Annotated in this window: 17 protein-coding genes and 6 pseudogenes; 4 read left to right on the forward strand and 19 right to left on the reverse strand. The window is 60.7% G+C overall.

Annotation, left to right across the window (positions count from 1 at the left end; translation table 11 throughout):
• Window positions 1-52: 52 nt before the first annotated feature.
• From OKW30_RS00455 to OKW30_RS00500, 10 genes and pseudogenes are all read right to left on the reverse strand, one after another.
• Window positions 53-535, reverse strand: a pseudogene (locus tag OKW30_RS00455) (electron transfer flavoprotein subunit alpha/FixB family protein); the annotation flags it as partial.
• Window positions 532-888 carry a nitrogenase-stabilizing/protective protein NifW gene (gene nifW, locus OKW30_RS00460; protein ID WP_429345697.1) on the reverse strand — a complete coding sequence of 119 codons (357 nt, stop codon included), beginning with the start codon at window positions 886-888 and terminating at the stop codon, window positions 532-534. The pseudogene OKW30_RS00455 and the gene nifW (OKW30_RS00460), both read right to left, overlap by 4 nt.
• Before the next feature lie 42 nt (window positions 889-930).
• Window positions 931-2,067, reverse strand: coding sequence for a homocitrate synthase (nifV, locus tag OKW30_RS00465; RefSeq protein WP_222946166.1), 1,137 nt, complete (start codon window positions 2,065-2,067; stop codon window positions 931-933).
• A gap of 234 nt (window positions 2,068-2,301) precedes the next feature.
• Window positions 2,302-2,649 (reverse strand): annotated as a pseudogene (locus OKW30_RS00470) (glutamine synthetase); the annotation flags it as partial.
• 126 nt (window positions 2,650-2,775) lie between these two features.
• Window positions 2,776-2,982, reverse strand: coding sequence for a hypothetical protein (locus OKW30_RS00475; protein WP_429345698.1), 207 nt, complete (start codon window positions 2,980-2,982; stop codon window positions 2,776-2,778).
• Window positions 2,975-3,286 carry a glycosyltransferase gene (locus tag OKW30_RS00480; protein WP_429345699.1) on the reverse strand — a complete coding sequence of 104 codons (312 nt, stop codon included), beginning with the start codon at window positions 3,284-3,286 and terminating at the stop codon, window positions 2,975-2,977. Before OKW30_RS00480 ends, OKW30_RS00475 begins: the two co-directional genes overlap by 8 nt.
• Entirely contained in the window at window positions 3,264-3,956 is a 693-nt protein-coding gene (gene nodB, locus OKW30_RS00485; RefSeq protein WP_184072291.1) for a chitooligosaccharide deacetylase NodB, read from the reverse strand. The genes OKW30_RS00480 and nodB overlap by 23 nt, the downstream gene beginning before the upstream one ends.
• A complete protein-coding gene (locus OKW30_RS00490; protein WP_187629755.1) occupies window positions 3,953-4,546 on the reverse strand; it encodes a NodA family N-acyltransferase in 594 nt (197 codons plus the stop codon). The genes nodB and OKW30_RS00490 overlap by 4 nt, the downstream gene beginning before the upstream one ends.
• 35 nt (window positions 4,547-4,581) lie before the next feature.
• Complete coding sequence (locus OKW30_RS00495) at window positions 4,582-5,349, reverse strand: hypothetical protein (RefSeq protein WP_429345700.1); 768 nt, start codon at window positions 5,347-5,349, stop codon at window positions 4,582-4,584.
• Complete coding sequence (locus tag OKW30_RS00500) at window positions 5,346-5,588, reverse strand: hypothetical protein (RefSeq protein ID WP_429345701.1); 243 nt, start codon at window positions 5,586-5,588, stop codon at window positions 5,346-5,348. The genes OKW30_RS00495 and OKW30_RS00500 overlap by 4 nt, the downstream gene beginning before the upstream one ends.
• Window positions 5,589-5,819: 231 nt before the next feature.
• Between OKW30_RS00500 and OKW30_RS00505 the strand changes: the two are divergent.
• Window positions 5,820-6,092: pseudogene (locus tag OKW30_RS00505) on the forward strand (reverse transcriptase domain-containing protein); the annotation flags it as partial.
• Between the two features lie 506 nt (window positions 6,093-6,598).
• Window positions 6,599-8,434 (forward strand): nif-specific transcriptional activator NifA, encoded by a 1,836-nt coding sequence (gene nifA / locus OKW30_RS00510; RefSeq protein WP_429345702.1) that lies wholly within the window; start codon window positions 6,599-6,601, stop codon window positions 8,432-8,434.
• A gap of 336 nt (window positions 8,435-8,770) precedes the next feature.
• Here nifA and OKW30_RS00515 read toward each other — a convergent pair.
• The 9 genes and pseudogenes from OKW30_RS00515 to OKW30_RS00555 form a co-directional block, all read right to left on the reverse strand.
• Window positions 8,771-9,013, reverse strand: a pseudogene (locus tag OKW30_RS00515) (hypothetical protein); the annotation flags it as partial.
• 87 nt (window positions 9,014-9,100) lie between these two features.
• On the reverse strand, window positions 9,101-9,400 hold the full coding sequence (locus OKW30_RS00520; RefSeq protein WP_018423212.1) for a ferredoxin family protein: 300 nt from the start codon (window positions 9,398-9,400) through the stop codon (window positions 9,101-9,103).
• Entirely contained in the window at window positions 9,397-10,707 is a 1,311-nt protein-coding gene (locus tag OKW30_RS00525) for an FAD-dependent oxidoreductase (RefSeq protein ID WP_429345703.1), read from the reverse strand. Before OKW30_RS00525 ends, OKW30_RS00520 begins: the two co-directional genes overlap by 4 nt.
• Window positions 10,708-10,718: 11 nt before the next feature.
• A complete protein-coding gene (locus tag OKW30_RS00530) occupies window positions 10,719-11,822 on the reverse strand; it encodes an electron transfer flavoprotein subunit alpha/FixB family protein (RefSeq protein WP_429345704.1) in 1,104 nt (367 codons plus the stop codon).
• Entirely contained in the window at window positions 11,819-12,667 is an 849-nt protein-coding gene (locus tag OKW30_RS00535) for an electron transfer flavoprotein subunit beta/FixA family protein (RefSeq protein ID WP_090811342.1), read from the reverse strand. Before OKW30_RS00535 ends, OKW30_RS00530 begins: the two co-directional genes overlap by 4 nt.
• Before the next feature lie 34 nt (window positions 12,668-12,701).
• Window positions 12,702-13,040: a nitrogenase stabilizing/protective protein NifW gene (gene nifW / locus OKW30_RS00540; RefSeq protein WP_187629749.1), complete on the reverse strand. Its 339-nt coding sequence runs from the start codon at window positions 13,038-13,040 to the stop codon at window positions 12,702-12,704.
• A gap of 154 nt (window positions 13,041-13,194) precedes the next feature.
• The gene (gene nifV / locus OKW30_RS00545; protein WP_429345705.1) at window positions 13,195-14,331 is read right to left on the reverse strand and encodes a homocitrate synthase; all 1,137 of its coding nucleotides are present in this window, start codon (window positions 14,329-14,331) and stop codon (window positions 13,195-13,197) included.
• 364 nt (window positions 14,332-14,695) lie between these two features.
• The gene (gene erpA / locus OKW30_RS00550; RefSeq protein ID WP_429345706.1) at window positions 14,696-15,070 is read right to left on the reverse strand and encodes an iron-sulfur cluster insertion protein ErpA; all 375 of its coding nucleotides are present in this window, start codon (window positions 15,068-15,070) and stop codon (window positions 14,696-14,698) included.
• 292 nt (window positions 15,071-15,362) lie between these two features.
• Window positions 15,363-15,617: pseudogene (locus tag OKW30_RS00555) on the reverse strand (aminotransferase class V-fold PLP-dependent enzyme); the annotation flags it as partial.
• Between the two features lie 331 nt (window positions 15,618-15,948).
• Between OKW30_RS00555 and OKW30_RS00560 the strand changes: the two are divergent.
• Window positions 15,949-16,137 (forward strand): annotated as a pseudogene (locus OKW30_RS00560) (nif-specific transcriptional activator NifA); the annotation flags it as partial.
• 291 nt (window positions 16,138-16,428) lie between these two features.
• Entirely contained in the window at window positions 16,429-18,024 is a 1,596-nt protein-coding gene (nifB, locus tag OKW30_RS00565; RefSeq protein ID WP_429345707.1) for a nitrogenase cofactor biosynthesis protein NifB, read from the forward strand.
• Window positions 18,025-18,030 lie beyond the last annotated feature (6 nt).

An 18,030-nucleotide genomic window follows, 5' to 3' on the forward strand; every position in this document is an offset into this window, starting at 1 on the left:
CGGACACGCCCATTCGAGGTTGTGATGGTCCGTGCACAGAATGCGGCAACTACGGGTCAATGTTCAGCTCAGTGCAGTCGGCGGTGAGGCCGGTCAAAAGCGTCGTTGCGACAGATCCGGCGAGATCCCGGGCCATCGAGGTTGCACCGAGCAGCAGAATCTCGGAGCGGTACTTGTTGACCGGGTCGGTCAGCCCCTTCGTGAACGGTTCGTTGCGATAGCCGAGCGACACAGGGTCGTGAATCACATACGCTTTGTCCGCGCCGAAACTGAACGCCTCACTGGCAACCTGCTCAAGCGGCTCGTCGGTACCGCCGAGCACGGCCACAGCGACACGAGTGCCGAGTTTGTCGGCGGGCTTGCGCGCCTCACCGGGCAGCTCCCACGACACGCTATGCACGTGGCCGCGGTCGTGCTCGAGAAAGACCCAGACGCCCTGGTAGGCTTTCAGACGTTCGGGCAGATCGAGGTTACGGCCGGCGGCCCGATTGACCGGCGCGGCCGGCTTCTTTTCCGAGGCAGCGGGCGAGTTCATGGGGCCCTCTTCATCAACAGGTCCGCCTCCAATGTCGGATGGCGAGCGAATATCTTGTGCACGAGTTTCAGCGACACGTCGCGCAGGCTGGACGCTTTGAAGACCTTTTGCTCCGCGGGCGTGGATACAACGAAGTCGTTGTCGGCCTTCTGCAGTAAGCATCGATAGACGGCGAGCACGGCCGTCGCGTTGTTACGCGGCAGTTCTTTCTGTTGCTCGATATACTGAAAGAAGCGCTTGAGGATGTGCAGGCGGCTCACGTTCACCACCTTCTCGTCGAATGCGATGTCGAAGAATTGCAGGAAATCCTCGGCCGACGAAAGGTGACGCAGTTGTTCGATAACTTCTTGCATGTCGTTATTTCTATTGGACAAGTTTGGCCGCCATCACCACACTCACGACACCTTCACCCGCGTGCTGTGGGCTTGGGTCAGGAAGCGGCGCAGATCGCTTGCATTCGGCGCCTGCTTGTGCTGCGTGACGAAAGAGCGGATGCGCGCAAGCAGAAGCGGGATGAGCCGCTCCGACACGCTCACGCCTAGAGCGTCGTAGGCCTCACGCACACTTTGAGATCCAGAATGTTTCCCGAGTATCGTCGACCGGTGCCGGCCGAGCTCTGCTGGATCGAATCCCTCGTAGGTCGTGGGGTGCTTCGCGAGGCCGTCGGTGTGAATGCCCGACTCGTGAGTAAAGATGCTCCTACCGATGATGCTCTTGTTGAAGGAAACTGCGCGGCCTGAGGCTTGTTCGACCAACGACGAAATGTCGGGCAGCGCTCTGGTGTCGACGCCAGTGTCTCGTCGCAGCAGGTGCCGCGCGCCCATCACGACTTCTTCCAGCGCTGCATTGCCGGCGCGCTCACCCAACCCGTTGACGGTGGTGCTCGCATGGGTCGCGCCGGCCCCAAGGGCGGCCAGTGTGTTGGCTGTGGCGAGCCCGAGGTCGTCGTGCGCATGGATTTCGATCTCCAGATCGACGGCGACGCGCAGCGCTGCAATGGCGTAGAAGGTCTTAAAGGGGTCCAGGATACCGACAGTGTCGGCAAAGCGCACGCGCTGGGCCCCGTGCTGCTGCGCGCATTGAGCCACTTCTATGAGAAATGAGGGATCCGCGCGCGAGGCGTCTTCCATGCCGAGGGAAATCTTGGGATGGTTTTTCGCTGCCTCGTCGACGACGCGTGCGATCTGCGCTAGTACCCAACTGCGCGACTGCCGCAGCTTGTGTTGCAAATGAATATCCGAAACGGGAACCGAGAGATGAACGATATCGGCATCGCAGCGCAATGCCGCGGTGAGATCCTCGTCGGTGAGGCGCCCCCAAACCGTCAGGCGGGCGTCGAGGTTCAGGTCGACGATTGCAGCGATGCACGCCATTTCGTCTTCGCCCATGGCAGGAATTCCGATTTCGAGTTCGGCCACGCCGGCTTGCGACAGTGCGGCGGCGATCGCGCATTTTTCCTCGGTGCGAAACGCGACGCCGGCGGTCTGTTCGCCGTCACGAAGTGTCGTGTCATTGATGATCGGATTGAGCATGTCAGGTCTCTTGAGTTGTCGGCGATGGATCGCAAGCGTTGTGCCAAGCGAGCATCTACAGTCGGAGCACAATTTGCGGAATGTTGACCGGCACAATGTCGGGTTATGGCGGTGCATCGTCCGATTGTTCGTGTTGCGAATGTTACGTTCCGGACAATGCGGCCCCGCGCTGGAGGTGGCTCGATCGGTTCCATCCGCTAGCGGACAGAATGTCGAACTGATGTCGGTGGCGTCCCGCAGCGTTTTCGGAATTTCCGGTAGCTCGGCATCCCGATACGCGTCGCCGACAAGCGGGTCTGGCAATGCCAGCTTCTCGTCGATGCCCGCAAGACCCGCCGCGATCAGGGCCGCAAAAGCGAGATACGGATTGAGATCCGCACCGCCAATGCGGCACTCCACGCGGACGGCGTCCGAGCCTTCGCCGTAAAGGCGGAAACCGACCGTCCGATTGTCTTGGCTCCGTGCGACCTTGGTCGGCGGAAACGTACCGATCTGGAATCGCTTGTAGGAGTTGATGTGGGGCGCCAGAAAGAGGGTGATGTCCTTCGAATATTTCTGCAGGCCCCCAAGGTAATGGTGCATCAGATTGAGACGTTTATATGCGGATGTGGTACGAACGCTTTGCCGCGCGGCAACGTTTCACAGGGGAATCTTCCTGTCCGCGCAAAATCTGGCGGTGGGCGAGTGCCGAACTGCTTGCGGTAGGGCTCAGTAGCTCCCAGTTTTCACGGAGTCGACGGATGCACAAATCGTTAGTCGGTAAAGGATCTCGATCAACCCGGTCAACAAGGTGTCGCTCCGGTTGCTGGCGGTCAACTGACCCATGGCCGCGCCGATCGCTGGATTTTGCATTTTCAATGCAAGCTTCGTGACCTCGTCTGAGCCGATTATCGTGTCCGAGTCGACGTTAAGCACCAAATCTCCTAACGAGCGGCGTATCGAGATTCGCAGAACCATCATCAACCACATAGACGCGCAGTTTTCCGGCGTAGTCCTGGTTTGCAATGGACTCCAGGCATGCCGAAAGCGTGCGCGGGTCCTCGTTGAAGCAGGGAACGATGACATCCACGCCCGGCAGAGTGTCGGAGTCGACCAGGCCGTCCGACAGCGATGACACGTTTGTCGGCTGAGCATAAAGCGCGTGCGTGCTTTTATAGACAGTCGAGAGCAGCGCATAAAACGAGACAGCGACAGTGCTAGTTGCGGCAAGCATGTTCATAGGGTGTCTGGTTTGTCCGGTTAGGTTGAGGAAGCGATCGGATTGCAAACCCCCGGTCATGCAATGCTGGAATCATGAGGGAAAGCGCCGTGAGGGTCTGCTCGCGCCGACCAGCGTGAGTGCATCGTCCCAGCTCATCGGGAGGGCATCCGTCGTGCAAGAGCACAATTGCACCCGGCCGGACAGAGGCCAGCACCGCACTGACAATCGCGTCCACGCCGGGACGAGACCAGTCTCGCGGGTCTACCGACCAGTGGAGGGGCGCCAGACCAGCGCTCGCTGACGTAGTGAGCACTGCTTCACTCCACATGCCATACGGGGCACGCATATACCGCAGCGAAGCATGGGGGCTCGCCATCCTGATGACCCGGCTTGCCGTTAGTATTTCCTGTTGCACTTCGGTGGGTTCGCATCTGGACAGGTCCGGATGAGTCATCGTGTGGTTTGCGACCTCGTGCCCTTCTGCGATCATCCGTCGGATCAGCTTCGGCTGGTCCGCTGCGTACGCACCGATGACGCAGAAAGTCGCTGGCACCCGGTGTTCCGCCAGCACATCGAGGACGTCCGGTGTGCAAAGTGGATTGGGGCCGTCGTCAAACGTCAAATAAACGCTGCGACGTCCGGTGGTGTCAGCGCACTCGCTGCGCGCTTCGGATAAGCAGTGCCTCACAGCTCTGGCCCGTTCCGATCAATTATCGTTCCGGTCGGCCAATCGCTCATTGACCGTCCAATCGGTAAGACGACAATGAGCACGTCCTCGATGCGCGTGGGCGGCCTGTCGAGATGCACTTCTCGAAGGGTCGACCTCACGCGAACTCCAGACACAATAGTCGCCAGACCGGGTCGGCCGAGCAGCCTTGCAATATGTTGCCGCAACGCGAGGCGAACCGTGCCGAAGCCGAATGGAACGTCAAGTTCCTGCAACACGGGATACATCACGCGCATTAATTGAGGGATTCCGAGTCCCTCAAGATCCGGACGTACCGCGTACAGTCCTAGTTCGGCCACTAGTAGATCGACTGCGCCAACCTTGATGAAACGACGCAGTGCGCCGACATGAGCCGCTACGCCGCGCGCGTCGTAGCCGATTGCACGGACCTCTGGCCTCGCACCAGCCCAACTGTGATTGCCTTCGAATGGTTTTGCATTAAACGCCCCGGTCGGTCCGTAGGTCTTTCGGAAGAACTCGGACAGTTCGATGTGGTCGGCGAGTCGCAACTCATTTTCCCAAACCAGCCTCCACCGCACCTGAGAGCGCATGGAGAGAGGTCCTCTATCTGTGGACACGGCCAAATTCACGACTGCCTCCTATGCGCCGTCCGGCCTTTGAGGATGGACCTGACACACGCGAAGGACTTGCTGAGAAAGCGGTGCGATTTCAAGAAATCATCTGCACTCTGGAACAGTTCTGGGATGAAGCCCGAAGAAAAGAGTATTTCCGTCAACGCTTCACGGACCGATTGAACCTCTTCCACGATGGAGATTACATCGAGTGCGCGTGCCTTTCGCACCGGATCTACCAAAGACTTCCCCCGCATCTTTCGCACGATCTGACCGCGATTGACACGAGATCCATTTGGCCGGGTCGCTGAAGCATTTGGCACCTGCAATCGGCTGCTCCCGATTTGTCGCGAAGCCCAGCCGAAGTCGAGGGTTGCCTCAACTGTACGAAGGTAAGCGGCCGATATAGAAAGGGTTTGGAGAACTATGCGAAGTTTTGCCGGTAGTAAGCGCCTACGCGACCTGCCAGACGCTTGTCGCGTCGTGTCGGCGCGATCCAGCTTGCCCACGCCGCCAAAGACCGTGCCCGCATTGGACATGTGCCTCGGTTGATGCTCGGCGTACCCCTGAGGATTTTTCTCGGCGTCAGGGCAAAGATCGACAACCATCTTGATATGCCCAAAGTCTATTTCTCCGGCCCGACGTTTTGCTACAGTATTCATGAGAGCGTCCACGAGAAATTGACTTGAAATTCGGTGCCGTATCCGCCGAGAAAGTTCAGCGAGTTCGGCATCGGCGGTTTCCTTCGTCCAGGTGATGAAGCGTCGCGAGTGGTGCTTCATGTGCCCACCGTTATGGCCGCCCATCGGGCCGGACACGCCGCTGTTGCGCCATGCGTGAGCCAGTCACAGATCGACTGCCCGCTCACACCGAGTTGCTCGGGGGTGAGCTTGCGCTTGATCCTGTGTCCGAGCGGCGACAGGGCCGCCGCTCGCGTGCGCGTGTCCCGATGCATGTGATTGATCGACAACTGCCGCAACGTCATTTCCTCGGCTTCGCTCAGTTCTACGACACACTTCATCCGCTACCCCGGCACGGCGAAGGCGCCAGCAGGTTTGCGAAATTGAAATGGATTTACCAGGAACACTATCCTCCATGCCGTACATTTCGTAAAATCGATTGTTTTGATGGAACGCATCCACACTATGGATAAGTTGGGATCATGCGTTTCAAGGGCCTCGATCTAAATCTGCTCGTCGTGCTCGATGCTCTGATGACCGAGCGTAATCTCACCGCGGCGGCACGTAGCAAGGCCCAACTCAACGTCGTTCGCTACGCCGATGACTTTATTGTGACCGGTATGTCGAAGGAAGTGCTCGAATTCGAGGTGCTTCCGGCGCTCAGGCAGTTTATGGCCGCTCAAGATCTGGAGCGCTCGGAAGAGAAGACCCGGATCACGAACATTGCAGACGGTTTCGATTTCCTTGGCCAGAACGTGCGCAAGTACGACGGCTACTGGCCCAGCGCCTGTGAAGATACTTGGGGTCGCCAAAACAATAGAGGTATGAGGATGGCTGGCACCTAGAGTCCGGCGGGGCCTTTCTTGCACTTGAAACGCTACGCTAACGCAGCCATGACTTACCAAACCAGATTGATCGGACCGATAGGCTCGCATCTAACGATCTGAAAACAGTTTCCCTACGTCCTCGGCCAGTTCAAGACGGACATTTTGTCGCCCGACACGGAAGCGCTTCTTGTGCCAAATATCCCGCTGCGCCGGGTGGGCACGCCCGAAGCGGTCGCAAAGATAGATCATCTTCGTCCTATGCTCGGATGCGGCGAGTTATCTCACGGGCGCCGAGGCAGCAATCAATGATGGACGACACCTGTAATCGGCTGCACCTGGAGTAGACAAATCGCAGTTGATTTGAGCGACATCAAGGGAACTCGCGTTCCTAACGGAATCCACGCAGCGAAATCGCAAAAGCAGAAAATAAGTACATCAGGGCACTACAGTTTCACCGTCCTTCCATGAAAGGGCATTATCTTTTGAAGTCAGCCCGTGAAATTGGGCGCTAGATCGAGGATGATATGCAACACAATGCCCGCAAATCCGAACAAGGTGACGGGGAGCACGGTCCCCACAACGGGGACGTCGTCATGCTGCATATCGCTTCCGTACGCGAAAGGCCTGGCTCAAAGTCCGAGACGGACCACGCGGTTCCTATTGTGCAGTGGCACGAGAGCGTGCTTACCGGCATCTTCGAAATATCGAAGGTACTCACCGCCCCCTACCGGCTCGAAGTCACGTTGGCCAACGTCATCGATCTCCTGCAATCGTTTGTTCAGATGCGGCTCGGTATCGTCTCTCTCTTCGACGATGATGGCGTACCGGACATTACCGTTGGCGCGGACTGGAGCGAAGGCAGCGATGAGCACTACCGGATGCGCCTGCCGCAGAAGGCAATTGACCAGATCATGGCGACGGACAGGCCGCTCGTCGCCGAGAACATAGCGGTGCATTCGGGCTTCAGTGCCGCCGACATGGGCGTGCTCGGTGCCTCCGACAACATGCGAGTATCGTTCATTGGCGTCCCTATTCGCATCGACGCGAAAGTCATCGGCACGCTGACCATCGACCGCATCCTGGACTATGGGTCGAACTTCCGGCTCGATTACGACGTGCGGCTGCTTACCATGGTCGCCAACCTGGTGGGGCAGACGGTGAAGCTGCATCGCTTTTTCAAGAGCGACCGCGAGCGATTGATGGCGGGGAAGGACGGGCTGCAAAAGCCATTGTCCGAGCTCAAGCACCCTGCAGGTGAGCGTGAGAAGTTTCAGATCGAGGGGATCATTGGCGACAGCCCGGCGCTGCGCGGGCTGCTCGCGAAGATCGCGGTGGTAGCCGAATCGAACAGCACAGTTCTGTTGCGCGGCGAATCCGGTACCGGGAAGGAGCTGGTCGCCAAGGCCGTTCACGAGCTGTCGCCGCGCGCCAAGCGGCCCTTCATCAAGCTCAATTGCGCGGCGCTCCATGAGACGGTGCTGGAATCCGAATTGTTCGGTCATGAGAAGGGTGCCTTTACCAGCGCCTTCAATTCGCGCAAGGGGCGCTTCGAGCTCGCCGACAAGGGGACGCTGTTTCTGGACGAGATCGGCGAGATCTCGGCCTCGTTCCAGGCAAAGCTGCTGCGCGTCCTGCAGGAGCAAGAATTCGAGCGCGTCGGCAGCAACCAGACCATTAAGGTCGATGTTCGCGTGATTGCCGCCACGAATAAAAACCTGGAAGAGGCGGTGGCAAGCAACGAGTTCCGTGCCGACCTTTATTATCGCCTCTGCGTGGTTCCCTTGCTGTTGCCGCCGTTGCGTGAAAGGCGCAGTGATATTCCGCTCCTCGCCGTTGAGTTTCTCAAGAATTTCAACAGCGAGAACGGCCGTACGCTGACCTTCGATGCGAGCGCGATTGAAGTATTGATGAACTGCGGTTTTCCCGGCAATGTCCGCGAGCTCGAGAATTGCGTGCAGCGGAGCGCGACCCTGGCGCCGGGACCAGCGATCGTGAGAAACGACTTTGCCTGCTGCCACGGCCAGTGCCTGTCCGCGATGCTGTGGAAGAGCCGATCGGACGAAATTGCGCTGCAGCCCGGGCGAATCGTACCAGTGCCCGTGAAGCCGGCTACGCCGCGGGCTGAGGCTGTCACGTCGGGCGCAGTTGCGGTCCAGCCTGTCGGCAGCGAGCGGGCTCCGTTAGCGGCTGGCGGCGCAGTCCTCGGAAGTGATGCGAAGATGACCAACCGCGAGCGTCTCATCGCCGCCATGGAAAGATCCGGCTGGGTGCAGGCAAAAGCGGCGCGGCTGCTTGGACTGACGCCGCGCCAGATTGGCTACGCGCTGAGGAAATACGGTGTCGAGATCAAGCGTCTCTGAAAGTACTGTCGGACTTGCGGGGTGTCGGGGCCGCGACATCGCGACTGAGGCGAATGGCTCGGAGAAGTCAAATCTGGATTTGGCGCGGACCTTGGCACGATCACGATCGGAAGTGGCCCCCGTGTCGGTGCTAATTCGGTAAGCGTCGAGAACGGCACGTCCAACCTTCAAGGGCGGTCCGTATCTCGACTAAGGTGATGCGAACGCGGCGCTGTCATCGCCGGTTCGTTGGCCATGTCGCGCTCAGCGCACGGTCGACTGCTGCCACGCCGCCGGCTGCCAGATTGTCGCCGGCCAACGATGCGATGGCGGGCTGTTTGGACATCGTGTGTCTCCTCAGACGGACCGTTGCAGCAACGCTTCCACTACGCCGAAGCCGAGCTGATCCGCCGGATCGAGCTGCCGTAGTTGTGCGATCAACTGTGTGGCGGTTTCGCGTTCGCCGCGCCGCAGGCCGATGAAGGCGAGCGCCTTTAGCGTGAACAGCCAGAAGCGGGCGGGACCGGGCGCGTGGAAGTTCGCGTCGCCGGCTTGTACCATCGGCCAGTTCTCATTCAACCCGGCGGCATGCGCAGTTGCTATTGGTCCCAGATGGGCCGCGCGGCGGCGGCCGGTTCTCGGTGCAAGCAAACACATGTCGTTCTGGTCTGGCAATGACGATGTTCCTCAACCGAACTTGAACAGGATGCCGTGACCACCGCGCGGGTAGTCCCACTCGATATTCTGGTGGTCGGTACAGAGGATGCGGCAACTGCCGCATTCGAGGCAGCCGTCGGTGATCAGCGTCACCGCGCCGTTGCCTTCGGCTTTGTAGCACGAGGCCGGGCAGACGAAGGTGCAACTCTTCGCGCTGCATTCGCTCTGGCAGACGTCGGCATCCTTGATGTGGACGTGCGGCCGTCCTGCATCGACGCGATAACGGTTCTGGAACAGCTTTTCCTCTACGTTGACGGGTAGGGTGCTCATCGGAAGGCCCTCAGGAGTTTGTAGGCGTCGCCCACGATGCCGGAAAGCGAACGGGCTGTGCGGAAGCTCGAAAAAATCTCGCGCTCCTTGCTTTTCTTGTCCTTACCGTCGACCGTGATCATCGTGCGCGCGGCGCGCGCCATGAGGTCGGGGTAGGTCGTGAAGAACTGCGGATTCTGGTGCAGCACGGCCGGCATGTCGCGGTACTTGTGCAGGTCTTTCATCACGAAGCTCTGATCGAGCGCGGCCTTGTAGGCCTTGAGCGTGCCGGCGCGGTAGCCGTGGCCCGCGGCTTTCGCGTGGATCACCGTTTCGGCGGCGAGGCGTCCCGTGGTCATCGCAAGATTCGATCCTTCTCGGTGCGCGGCGTTCACGAAACCGCCTGAATCGCCAACGATCATCCAGCCGTTGCCGTAGACCTGCGGGATTGCGTGAAAACCGCCTTCGGGAATCAGATGCGCGCAATACTCCTTCATCTCGCCGCCCGCAATCAGCGGTGCGATCGACGGGTGCTGCTTCATCTTTTCGAGGAGCACGTAGGGGCTCGTGCGGTTGGGGTTTTTCTTGAAGTCGCTCAGCATGCAGCCCACGCCTATGGTGAGCGATTCATTGTTGGTATAGAGGAAGCCAGTGCCCATCATGCCGTCGGTGATCCTGCCGACCATCTCGATCACGACGCCGTCGTCCTCGCCGACGTTGAAGCGTTGGCGGATCGTCTCCTCTGGCATGAAGAGAATCTCCTTGACGGCGAGCGCAACGTTGCCGGCCCCGATCTCTCCATGAAAGCCCGCCTTGCGCGCGAGCGTCGAATTCACGCCGTCGGCGAGCACCACCACGTCGGCATAGACATCGCCGTGCTCGCGGTCGCACTGCACGCCGACCACCACGTCGCCGTCCATGATCAGTTCCTTCACCGTGGTCTCGCAGAGCAGCAGTGCGCCGGCTTCGCGCACTTTCGATGAAAACCACTTGTCGAACTGCGCGCGGATGATCGTGTAGCGGTTATAGGGCGGCTTGTTGTAATCCTCGCTGCGCACATGTGTACCGACAAACGACGTATCGTCGAGCATCCACATCCGCTGCTCGATGATGTGGCGCTCCAGCGGCGCATCGTCGCGGAAGTCCGGGATGATCTCTTCGAGCGCCTTCGCGTACAGGATCGCACCCTGAACGTTTTTGCTGCCCGGATATTCGCCGCGCTCGATCTGCAGCACTTCCAGACCTGCCTTGGCCATCGTGTAAGCGGCAGCGTTGCCGGACGGACCGGCGCCGACCACAATCACATCGAATTGTGAAGGTTTTCTCATCGTGATTCTCCTCAGGCAGCCTGCTTGCGGCGCCGGCTCAAATGCTCCGCAAAAGCCTGCTTCAGCGCGGGCAACACTTGCAACGCATTGCCGACAATCCCGTAGTGTGCGAAATCGAAGATGGGTGCGTTCGGGTCGGTGTTGATCGCCACGATCACATCTGCGCTTTCCATGCCCACGCGGTGCTGGATCGCGCCGGATATGCCGGCGGCGATGTAGAGCTTGGGCCGCACCGTCTTGCCGGTCTGTCCCACCTGGCGCTCCCCCTCGACCCAGCCGGCCTGCACGCATGGCCGGGTCGCACCCACTTCGCCGCCGAGCACGTTCGCCAGATCGAACGCCAGCTGGAAGTTTTCCGGGCTCTTCAACCCCTTGCCGCCGCTCACAATCACATCGGCATAGGACAGGTTGATCCGGTTGCTGCTCGCATCCGGGATAAAGTCGAGCAGCCTCGTGACGATGTCCGTCTCGATCATCCCCAGCGTTCCATGGACGATGTTGCCGGTGCGTTCGGCGTCGCGCAGCGGCATCGGCATCACGCGCGGGCGCACCGTCGCCATCTGCGGACGGTACGCGAGCGTCATGATCGTGCACAACAGCGAGCCGCCGAAGGTGGGGCGCGTCGCCGCCAGCGCCCGCGACGCGGGATCGATGTTGAGTCCGGTGCAATCGGCGGTCAGCCCGGTCAACAGGGTCGTCGCTACGGAGCCGGCGAGGTCCCGGCCCATTGACGTCGCGCCCAGCAGCAGGATCTCGGGCTGATGCCGGTTGACGAGATCGGTCAGCCCTTTCGTGAACGGCTCGTTGCGATAGCCTTGCAAGACCGGGTCGTGGACGATGTACGCATCGTCCGCGCCGTAAGTGAAGGCTTCTGCGGCGAACTGTTCGAGCGGTTCATTTGCGCCACCGAGCACCGCGATGCCCACTCGGCTGCCGAGCGTGTCGGCCAATTTGCGCGCCTCACCGAGCAGTTCCCACGAGACGCTGTGCACGTGTCCACGGTCGTGCTCGATAAAGACCCAGACGCCTTTGTAGGCCTTCAGGTGTTTCGGCAGTTCGAGATTGCGTCCTGCGCGGCCGGCGGGTTTCTTCGCGGGGGCGGCGGGTGCGTTCATGAACCCTCCTTCATCAGCAGGTCAGCTTCCAGGGTAGGATGGCGCGCGAAAATCTTTTGCAGCAGGTTCACCGACACGTCGCAAAGACTCGATGCGTCGAGGTCGAGCATCTCCGCTTTCTCGCTGCGCGGCGTCGGTCCAAAGACTTTGCTGACCACTGTCGGCGAGCCCTTCAGGCCGATCTTGCTGAGATCTTCGATGCCGGCCTGTTCGCAGTTCCATTTGTGCACCGGATAGCCGGCCGCATGAATCATCGCGGGCAGCGTCGCAAAGCGCAGTTCGTTGGTGTTCTCCAGCATTGTGATCAGGCACGGCAGCGCAGTCCTGAGCACGTGCACGCCGCCCTCGGCGCGGCGCTCGACGGTGATCGTGCGCGCATCGAGAGCGGTCTCGACGATGCGCGACACGTAGGTCAGCAGTTGCAGCCCGAGGCGTTTGGCGATACCGGGGCCGACTTGCGCGGTGTCGCCGTCGATCGTCTGCTTGCCAGTGAACACGATGTCCACCGCCTGCTCCTTCGCGATCTGCTGGATACCCGCTGCCAGCGCGTACGACGTAGCGAGCGTATCCGCGCCAGCGAATGCACGGTCGGTGAGCAGCACGGCGTCGTCCGCGCCGAAGCTGATGCACTTGCGCAGCGCTTCCTCGGCCTGCGGCGGGCCCATGCAAAGCAACGTGACCTTGCCGCCGAAGCGGTCCTTCAGTCGCAGCGCCTCTTCGAGTGAAAACAGGTCATACGGGTTGACGATCGCCGGAACACCCTGGCGCATGATCGTGTTGGTGACCGGATGAACGCGGATCTGCGTCGAGTCCGGGACCTGCTTGATGCAGACGACAATGTGCATGGTCTTAACGATGTGCATGGTCTTGCTCCACCTGTCAGGCAAGGGTGCGCGCGGGCAGCGACGCGCGCAGACTGTCGAGTGAAACGTGCTGCTGCCCATTTGTGTCCCGGAACACCTTGAACACTTTTTCCTGCGCCGGCGTGGAGGTGACGAAGTCGCCGTAAGCCTTCAGCAGCAGCGCGTGATATGACGCGAACAGCGCGGGTTCGTCGCCTTCCGGCAGCGCGTCCTGTTGCTGGATGTACTGAAAGAAGCGCTTGAGGATGTGCAGTCGACTCACGTTGACGACCTTCTGGTCGAACGGAATGCCGAAGAACTGCAGGAAGTCCTCGGCTGAGGACAGCGCCTTGAGTTGCTGGACAAAGCTTTCCATCGCGTTTACTCCTTGCAAGCGGATGAGGATAGGTGTGGACAGAACGTCGGCTCGGCGAAGTACTTGTCGCAGGCGCCGCTGGTGGCGCACGGCGTCGTCGTGCCCGACTGTTCGGGTTTCGCGACGCACCTCGTGAAGCCGACCACAGCGCCGCTCATGACAATTCTCCGACGGTGTAGCGCACCTCGATCAGGAAGCGATACAGGTCGGCGGCGCTGGGCGTTTGCTTGTGCTGGGCGGCATGGTGGCGGATACGGGTCAGCAGCAGCACGAGCAGCTTTTCACTGACGGCCAGGCCGAGCGCGTCATAAGCCCGGCGCACGCTTTGCGAACCCGAATGCTTGCCGAGCACGACCGAGCGTTCGCGACCGAGTTCGACGGGATCGAAGCTCTCGTAGGTCGATGCATTCTTCGCGAGCCCGTCTGTGTGGATGCCGGACTCGTGCGTGAATACGCTGGCGCCGACAATACTTTTGTTAAGCGCGACCGGGCGTCCTGAAGCCCGTTCGACAAGCCGCGAGATGCTCAATAGCGCGGTCGTGTCGACGCCGGTGTTGCGACCCATGATATGGCGCACGCCCATCACGATCTCCTCCAGCGCGGCATTTCCGGCGCGTTCGCCGAGACCATTGACAGTGGTGTTGGCGTGGGTTGCGCCGGCGCGCAGTGCGGCAAGGGTGTTCGCGGTCGCGAGCCCGAGGTCGTTGTGCGCGTGGATTTCGATTTCCACATCGACCGCGTCGTGCAATCGCGCAATCGCTTCATAGGTCGAAAAAGGATCGAGGACGCCGAGCGTGTCCGCAAAGCGGATGCGTTGCGCACCGCACTGTTGCGCGTGCCGCGCCACGTCGGCAAGGAACGAGGGGTCCGCGCGCGAGGCATCCTCCGCGCCCAGCGAAACCTTGCGGCCGCTTTTGACGGCGGCGCTGACCACGCGATTCACCTGCGCGAGCACCCACGAGCGCGGCTGGCGCAATTTGTGTTGAAGTTGGATATCGGACACGGGAATCGACAGGTGAATGATGTCGGCATTGCAGCACAAGGCCGACGCCAGGTCCGCGTCGGTGAGACGGCCCCAGACCATCAGATCGGCGTCGAGATTCTGTGCGACGATGGCCTGGATGCAATCGATTTCCTCGGCACCCATCGCGGGGATACCGATTTCCAGTTCGGGTACGCCGGCGCTTGAGAGCGCCTCGGCAATCGCGCATTTTTCGGCAACCGTGAATGCGACGCCAGCGGTCTGTTCGCCGTCGCGCAGTGTGGTGTCGTTGATGGTCGGATTCGACACGGGAAGTTGTCCTTTAGGCATTTGATCATACGGTTTGCAAGTACTGCGCCATGCACGGTTAGTGCGAATAGCCGCTTGCCGCGGGGCTTTCCGGTGTTCGCTGGCGCTGTGATGAAGCGGTTCCAACGAAGACCTGTCGCGAATGTCCTGTTTCGAACAGCCAGGTGTAGCGATGAACACGGCGCTGCAGAAAGCGATGCGCGATGCGATGGGCGTGGTCAGCCAGGATGTGCGGATGCGGTCGGCGCGATGCAAACGCTGTAGGGATTGGCTATCCATCGGCTATCCAAGGCCCCACGCATTGTCGAACTGGTTGTTCCCCTCGTCGTCGGGAGGCGCCAGTCAGTGAGATTTCATGATTGCCTCACACGGAAAACGAACTGCCGCAGCCACAGGTGCTCTGCGCATTGGGGTTGTGAATGACGAAGCGCGAACCTTCCAGGCTGTCTTCGTAGTCGACGCGCGCGCCGGGCAGGTATTGCTGGCTCATCGAATCGACCAGCAGCGTGACGCCGTCCGTGACGATCTGCACGTCGTCGTCCGCCACCTGGTCGTCGAACGCGAAGCCGTACTGGAAGCCCGAACAGCCGCCGCCGGACACGTACAGCCGCAGCTTCAGGTTGGGATTGCCTTCTTCCTCGATCAGCGAGGCCACTTTCGCAGCGGCCTGAGGCGTGAATTCGAGTAGGTCGGGCATGACGCCGGGTGTGGCGGAAGCCGATTGGGTGAGCGTTTCCATGGAGGTTCCTCTCAGGCTTGAATGGACTCACTTCGGGTTAGACGAGCAGGTCGGTTGCTCGGCGAGTTACAGGTCGTCGGCTGCTGCGCCTCGAATCGTCTGGCGCGAGCGAAAGTCAGACACGGCCGACTTGATCGCGTCCTCGGCGCGAGAATCGAGCAGTGGATCTCGACCGGCGGCAATGGCAGTTCCTCGACGATCTGATGCGTGCACAACGTCCCCGAACGCATGCCGCGCTCGTGGACGCCGCCGTGCATTTGGCACGCGATCCGCATGCGCGTCCGGAGCCCCACGAGGTCCAGACAATCTCGTGCGGGTCCCCGTTGACGAGCGAGCTGACCTGCTCGCGGGCCAGTTCCACCGCTTCTTCGCCGACCCAGCCATAGGCATGCGAACGGCCGGCGGGATTGCCGTACATCTCGGTCAGGTAAGGCAGCATGCGTCTGATCACGCGCGGATCGACCGGCGTGGTGGCGGCATGATCCAGATGCACCGGGTTGGCGCCGCGCGGATGGAGGCCGGTACTCACGCGTTGGAAATCCGACATCGCAGGCTCCTGAAAGCGGGGTAATGCGACCTTCAGGGCAACTTCCATGCCAATGGATTTTCACGCTCTAGTGGCCTCTTTCAACTGGGCCGCTGTTGTTTCGCTGTTGTTTTTGTGTCGATGCGCCCGACGAGTGAGGATTGCCGCCGTTCTTTTTGTCGGATTTGTCGTTACGCGCGCGGGATTGACACGCGCGATGGCTGAATCGTCAGGCGTAGAAATGCGCTTACTTCAAACGCTGTGTCTTTGGGTCGATCGTGCGCCTTGCGCTGGTACATCGAAAGCGCGCAGCGCACGAAGGGGAAGTCAACGGTGAACATTCAGGCAAGCGTTGGACGGCGTCTACGAGGTGAGCAAGACGCTGGTTTCGTCGCTCGATGTGGCGAAAGCCTTCCGCGAGTCCCTGAACTATCTTGTGCAGACGATGGAGTGGCGGCGCGCCTTTGTGGTGCTGGCCGAACCGGAGGGGCAACTGCGCGGCCTGAGCGCTACGGGTCTTTCGCGTGACGAGCAGCAGCGGACGATTACACGTTCGCGACATCGCAAGCCGGGGAAGCCGGAGGGTGAACGCGAACGATTGATCTGGTTTGTGCGGGTCCATCTCGCTGGTTCAGAACATGCTGTCCGGGTCGTGTGAGATTTGTCGCAACACCGACACGACGCAACGAGATTGTAGGGATACGTCGCGCGCCGGGATCAAACAGAACTGCGAAATATATCCTAACCCGTTGATTCCTGGCGTTCTTGTCGAGTGGCATGGATCTGGCTCTATGGCTTGCGCGCGGCCGCCGTTGGTTGCGAGGAGATATCCATGCAAGCGAGTTCTAATGCGAGCGACTTGCCCGCAGCGGCCTATATCAGCATCGGGCAGATTAAACCGCTCGGCGTGAAGATCGAAGACCCGTCCACCGGTGGCGGCTGCGGCACGCACGGTGGCGAGGGTAGGGCCAGCTGCGGCGCGTCGGATAGTCTCGACGACATGCCGCCGGACATCTGGGAGAAGGTCAAGAATCACCCATGCTACTCGGAAGAAGCCCATCATCACTATGCGCGCATGCATGTGGCGGTGGCGCCGGCTTGCAACGTCCAGTGCAACTACTGCAACCGCAAATACGACTGCGCGAACGAGTCGCGTCCCGGCGTGGTCTCTCAGAAGCTAACGCCGCAACAGGCAGTGAAGAAGGTCGTGGCGGTCGCAAGCGAGATTCCACAGATGACGGTGCTTGGCATCGCCGGTCCCGGTGATTCGCTGGCGAGCCCGAAGAAGACCTTCGAGACGTTCAGGATGCTGCAGGAACAGGCGCCGGACATCAAGCTGTGCCTGTCGACCAATGGCCTGGCGTTGCCCGACCTCGTGGACGAAATCTGCAAGTACAACATCGACCACGTGACAATCACCATCAACATGGTCGACCCGGCGGTGGGCGAGAAAATCTATCCGTGGATTTTCTGGAAGCACAAGCGCGTGACCGGTTACGAAGCAGCCCGCATCCTTCATGACCGGCAGATGAAGGGTCTCGAGATGCTCACCGCACGCGGCGTGCTGACCAAGATCAACTCGGTGCTGATTCCCGGCATCAACGAGGAGCACCTGATCGAGGTCAACCGCGACGTCAAGAAACGCGGCGCGTTCCTGCATAACATCATGCCGCTGATTTCGGAGCCCGAGCACGGCACTCACTTTGGCCTGAGCGGCCAGCGCGGACCGACTGCGCAGGAACTCAAGGCCGTGCAGGACGCCTGCATGGGCGGCGCCAACCTGATGCGTCATTGCCGCCAGTGCCGCGCGGATGCGGTTGGCCTGCTGGGCGAGGACCGCAGCGAGGATTTCACGCTCGACAAGATCGAGCAGATGGAAGTGGTCTACGACCTCGACCGCCGCCGTGAATACCAGAAGCGCGTCGAAGCCGAGCGTCAGGCGCAGCACGACGCGAAGCAGGAAGCGCTGGCTGTCTCTCGCGAGATCGACGTCGCCGACGACATGAAGGTGCTGGTCGCGGTCGCAACGAAGGGCGGCGGCCGGGTCAACGAGCACTTCGGCCACGTCACGGAGTTTCAGATCTTCGAGGTCTCGGCGGCCGAAGCGCTGTTCGTCGGCCATCGCCGGGTGGACCTGTATTGCCGGGGCGGTTACGGCGACGACGAGCAACTACCGTCGGTCGTGCGCGCGCTTCGCGACTGCCACGCGGTGCTGGTCGCGAAGATCGGCGCCTGCCCGAAAGACGAACTGGCGCAAGCGGGCATCGAGCCGGTCGATCAGTACGTCGGCGAATTTATCGAAAAAGCGCTGCTTGCCTGGTTCAACGACTACCGCAGTCGCATCGCCAGCGGCGCCATCGAGCACCGGGACCGCGGCGATGCTTCGATCCGCCAGGGTGCTTACACCTCGTCAGCCTCAGCGGCGTGACAACCC

Origin of the sequence: Paraburkholderia sp. Clong3 (genome assembly GCF_050436485.1) — a bacterium.
Classification (GTDB): Bacteria; Pseudomonadota; Gammaproteobacteria; order Burkholderiales; family Burkholderiaceae; genus Paraburkholderia; species Paraburkholderia tuberum.

Excerpts from the sequence above, each read along its gene's own strand:
- nifW (WP_429345697.1), bottom strand. The coding sequence starts at position 888 with ATGCAAGAAGTTATCGAACAACTGCGTCACCTTTCGTCGGCCGAGGAT.
- nifV (WP_222946166.1), bottom strand. The coding sequence starts at position 2,067 with ATGCTCAATCCGATCATCAATGACACGACACTTCGTGACGGCGAACAG.
- OKW30_RS00480 (WP_429345699.1), bottom strand. The coding sequence starts at position 3,286 with ATGAACATGCTTGCCGCAACTAGCACTGTCGCTGTCTCGTTTTATGCG.
- OKW30_RS00490 (WP_187629755.1), bottom strand. The coding sequence starts at position 4,546 with ATGCGCTCTCAGGTGCGGTGGAGGCTGGTTTGGGAAAATGAGTTGCGA.
- OKW30_RS00495 (WP_429345700.1), bottom strand. The coding sequence starts at position 5,349 with ATGAAGCACCACTCGCGACGCTTCATCACCTGGACGAAGGAAACCGCC.
- OKW30_RS00500 (WP_429345701.1), bottom strand. The coding sequence starts at position 5,588 with ATGAAGTGTGTCGTAGAACTGAGCGAAGCCGAGGAAATGACGTTGCGG.
- nifA (WP_429345702.1), top strand. The coding sequence starts at position 6,599 with ATGCAACACAATGCCCGCAAATCCGAACAAGGTGACGGGGAGCACGGT.
- OKW30_RS00520 (WP_018423212.1), bottom strand. The coding sequence starts at position 9,400 with ATGAGCACCCTACCCGTCAACGTAGAGGAAAAGCTGTTCCAGAACCGT.
- OKW30_RS00525 (WP_429345703.1), bottom strand. The coding sequence starts at position 10,707 with ATGAGAAAACCTTCACAATTCGATGTGATTGTGGTCGGCGCCGGTCCG.
- OKW30_RS00530 (WP_429345704.1), bottom strand. The coding sequence starts at position 11,822 with ATGAACGCACCCGCCGCCCCCGCGAAGAAACCCGCCGGCCGCGCAGGA.
- OKW30_RS00535 (WP_090811342.1), bottom strand. The coding sequence starts at position 12,667 with ATGCACATTGTCGTCTGCATCAAGCAGGTCCCGGACTCGACGCAGATC.
- nifW (WP_187629749.1), bottom strand. The coding sequence starts at position 13,040 with ATGGAAAGCTTTGTCCAGCAACTCAAGGCGCTGTCCTCAGCCGAGGAC.
- erpA (WP_429345706.1), bottom strand. The coding sequence starts at position 15,070 with ATGGAAACGCTCACCCAATCGGCTTCCGCCACACCCGGCGTCATGCCC.
- nifB (WP_429345707.1), top strand. The coding sequence starts at position 16,429 with ATGCAAGCGAGTTCTAATGCGAGCGACTTGCCCGCAGCGGCCTATATC.